At 65.7% G+C, this 3,706-nt stretch carries 5 protein-coding genes; 4 read left to right on the top strand and 1 reads right to left on the bottom strand.

Annotation, left to right across the window (positions count from 1 at the left end):
• The coding region (locus tag JYJ84_RS31020) for an MFS transporter (RefSeq protein ID WP_205189905.1) at positions 1-585 on the top strand (585 nt) is incomplete at its 5' end.
• Positions 586-657: 72 nt separating this feature from the next.
• Here the strand turns inward: JYJ84_RS31020 and JYJ84_RS31015 are convergent.
• Positions 658-1,740 (bottom strand): LuxR C-terminal-related transcriptional regulator, encoded by a 1,083-nt coding sequence (locus JYJ84_RS31015; protein WP_122946701.1) that lies wholly within the window; start codon positions 1,738-1,740, stop codon positions 658-660.
• Positions 1,741-2,243: 503 nt separating this feature from the next.
• Here JYJ84_RS31015 and JYJ84_RS31010 point away from each other — a divergent pair.
• The 3 genes from JYJ84_RS31010 to tadA form a co-directional block, all read left to right on the top strand.
• Positions 2,244-2,513: a DUF4148 domain-containing protein gene (locus JYJ84_RS31010; RefSeq protein ID WP_122945673.1), complete on the top strand. Its 270-nt coding sequence runs from the start codon at positions 2,244-2,246 to the stop codon at positions 2,511-2,513.
• A 252-nt stretch (positions 2,514-2,765) separates the two neighbouring features.
• Entirely contained in the window at positions 2,766-3,167 is a 402-nt protein-coding gene (locus JYJ84_RS31005) for a DnaJ family domain-containing protein (RefSeq protein ID WP_043187968.1), read from the top strand.
• Positions 3,164-3,706, top strand: a 543-nt coding sequence (tadA, locus tag JYJ84_RS31000; protein ID WP_205189904.1) for a tRNA adenosine(34) deaminase TadA, incomplete at its 3' end; no start/stop codon positions are given. The genes JYJ84_RS31005 and tadA, both read left to right, overlap by 4 nt.

Genomic DNA, 3,706 nt, shown 5'->3' with positions numbered 1-3,706 from the left:
GAGGCGCTGCGTTCGCCGCAGTTCATCGTGCTGTTGCTGACCAACTTCTTCTGCTGCGCGACGCATTCGGGCCCGATCTTCCATACGGTCAGCTACGCGGTGACTTGCGGGATCCCGCTGATCGTCGCGGTATCGATCTACAGCGTCGAAGGGCTCGCCGGCATGGGCGGCCGGATCGTGTTCGGGATCCTGGGCGATCGCATCGGCGCGAAGCGCATGCTGGTGGTGGGCCTGCTCGCTCAGGCGCTCGGTGCGCTCGGCTATGACTTCGTGCGCACGCTCGACGGGTTCTACGCGATCGCGACGTTGTTCGGCTTCGTCTATGCGGGTGTGATGCCGCTGTATCCGGTGCTCGCACGCGAGAATTTTCCGCAGCGGATGATGGGCACGGTGATCGGTGGCAGCGCGATGGCCGGCGGCCTCGGCATGGCCGCGGGGCCTGTCGCGGGCGGCCTGATCGTCGATGCGTCCGGCAGCTACGGCTGGCTCTACATCGGTTCGTTCGCGATCGGCATCGGCGCATGCCTGATCGCATGGATGTTTCGTCCGTTTCCGAAATCCCGGCCGATGCGGGCAGTCGCATGACTGTCGTTCGACCGTGAGCCGCGTGTCGTGCGGGGCATGGATGCTGTTAAGGATAGCGAATGGAATGCTGCGCTAGTCGTGGGAGCCGGCCCGAAACACGCTGCGCAATTCGTCGTGGTTGTGCACGTTGAGCTTGCGATAGATCTTGCGCACGTGATCGATGACCGTGCTGTTGCGCAGCGCGAAGCCGCTCGCGATCTCGCTATGAGAGCGGCCGAGCACGAGCTGCGTGCAGAGTTCGCGCTGGCGTTCGGTCAACCCGAATTCGAAACCGAGTCGTTCGATTTCCAGTTCGAGCGGCGGAAAATGTTCGATGTAGATCACGATCGAGAAATCGCGCTGCACGGGGCGTGCGTCGGCGAGGCGATAGGCCCTGAAGCGAAAGCGGCCGGCGGTATTGCGGCGCTCGAGCGTCGCGGGTGGCGCGGGATGTCCGCGCCAGATCCGGTTGACGTTCGACAGCAGCGGGGCGAGCCAGTCCGGCAGGTGGTCGTGACGATAGAACGCGAGCGGCTCGCCGGTCGCGAGCGACAGCATCCGGATGCTGTCCGTGTTGTGCAGCAGGAGCCGGCCGGCGCCATCGACGACGACGATCGCGGACAGGCTGCCTTCCGCCTCGTGCAGCGGCAGTTGCGCGGGCCGCGACAGCGCGTGCGCGAGATGTCTGGCGATGGGTTCGATGTCGCGATGATTCTTTTCCGAGAACGGGCGACTGCCGGGCGCGCGTGACAGCTGCAGGCTGCCCCAGCCGCGCGTGCCGTCCGTCGCGGTCAGTTCGAGACAATGACGCATCGAGGTCGGCTGCCACAGGTCCGCATACATCTCGCTCGACAGCAGTTCGTCGTCGTAGTGCGCGCTGTTGACGAAGCCACGGCCGCGGCGCATCGCATCGGAGAACGTGACGCCGAGCACCTCCTGCCGCGCGGTGTTGTGCACGTTCATGAAGTACGACGGCAATACCGTGTAGACCGTGTCGTTCTCGCTGTAGACGTCCGACAGTGCGTAGTGCTCGTCGGCGTAGAAGAACATGCCCCAGTCGGCGCCGACGATGTGCCGTGCGGCTTCAATCACATGAGGAATGACGAGGCGCGGCTCGACGCCGAGCGAACAGAGTCGTCGGATGTGACTCGCCAGCGCGACGTGCTTGTCGGACATCGAGATGCTCCTCGAGCATGCATCGGACTCGCGCGCGGCGTCGTGCTGACATGGCCGATTGCGCATGTGCCGTCCTGTCTGTCCAGCTTAGACGCTCAACATGACAACGACCGAAATTGCCCCCTTTCAAGGGGGCGTCAAAGCGGCACGCGGTTTCTATCATTGCTCCATTCCGGTTGTATTCACGTGACGAACATGCCGTTGCCTTCGGCGTGCGGCATTCGTCCGATGCAATCCGAATGCGACGGGAATATCCGATTCGCGATGCGGCGGGACGCGCGACTCACACAACTCGAAACGCGCAAGGTGGCCGCAGCACGAAATCGCGCATGTCGATGCGCCAGCCCCGGGGGAAACAGGGGGATTGCCAGCAAGGATCGACGTTGCGTGCGCGCCGGATGCGGCGGCACGCGAGCAGGCAGGACGTCGAAGTGCGCGGACGGTGTGAAGATGGCGCCGGCCGCGTCGTTGGGGGGTATTGCAGCTTCATGTGAGGTGCCACGATGAAGACCATGTACAAGGCGGCGCTGGCCGCAATCTGCGTGCTGGGCGCAGTGGGGCTCGCGCAGGCGCAGGAAGGGAGCGCGCCGATGTCGACGCCGCCGTCCGATGCCGCGATCAGCGCGACGTCGATGGGCAGCATGCCCAGCGCAGGGTCGCAGGCGGGTAGTCCGACCGCGCTCACGCGAGCGCAAGTCCGGAACGAACTGCTGCGCGCGCAGAAGTCGGGCGAACTCGAACGTCTCAACAATGAGTTGTACAACGGACAGTAGTAGCGGACCTGACGACGCGGCCGTGGCGAAGCGGCTGCGTCGACGGCGGCGCCGGGTATCGGCGGCGTGCATCAATGGGGTACGACCATGCGTGGCCACGAGCCGGCATGGTCTAAAACGGGGTTGGAACAACGCTCGCGCAAGCACGGCGCGAGCGTGTCGTCAATGGCATATCGAGCATTCGTTCGAAGTGCCTGTCACACGTGCGTCACCCTGCTAGAATTCGGCCTGCCGCATTGTTTCGATTGACCGATGAGATTGCTTGACGCCCTGGTCGAACAACGTATTGCCGCTGCTGCTGCGCGGCGCGAGTTCGACGATTTGCCGGGTACCGGCGCGCCGCAGGCGCTGGATGACGACCTGCTCGTACCCGAGGAGGTGCGGGTGGCCAACCGTATCCTGAAGAATGCGGGCTTCGTGCCGCCGGCCGTTGAGCAATTGCGCGCACTGCGCAATCTGCATGACGAAGTGCAGGCGGTCAGCGACCGTGCCGCGCGGTGCCGGCTGCAGGCGAAGATCCTCGCGCTCGACATGGCGCTCGAATCACTGCGCGGCGGCCCGATGGTGATGCCGCGCGACTACTGCCGGCGCATCGCGGAACGCCTGTGCGAGCGCGGGCTCGACGAAGCGTCCGCCGAAGCGGGGCCGATGTGACGTCCGACGCGCTGCACGACGCAGCCCGGGCGGTGGCCGTCCCGGCCGCCGAATCCGCCGCCGATTCTTCTGTTCCCGTTCCCGACACCGCGCCCGTATCGGCGCGCGACCTGCATTTCATGCGTCTTGCGCAGGCCGCCGCCGAAGAGGCGCGCGCGGCCGGCGAAGTGCCGGTCGGTGCGGTGCTCGTGCGCGGCGACGAAGTGATCGCACGCGGCTTCAACCATCCGATCGGCGGGCACGACCCGTCGGCCCATGCGGAAATGGCCGCGCTGCGCATGGCCGCGCAGCATCTGCAGAATTACCGGATGCCCGGCTGCGAGCTGTACGTGACGCTCGAGCCGTGCCTGATGTGCGCGGGCGCGATCATGCATGCGCGCATCGCGCGGGTCGTCTACGGCGCCGCCGACCCGAAGACGGGAGCCTGCGGCAGCGTGATCGACGCGTTCGCGAATCCGCAGCTCAATCACCACACCGAAGTGACCGGCGGCGTGCTTGCCGACGAGTGCGGTGCCGCGCTGAAGTCGTTCTTCGCCGAG

Origin of the sequence: Burkholderia sp. LMG 13014 (assembly GCF_905232215.1) — a bacterium.
Classification (GTDB): domain Bacteria; phylum Pseudomonadota; class Gammaproteobacteria; order Burkholderiales; family Burkholderiaceae; genus Burkholderia.
The sequence above is the reverse complement of the archived record's forward strand: the minus strand, read 5'-3'. Positions and strand labels throughout refer to the sequence as shown.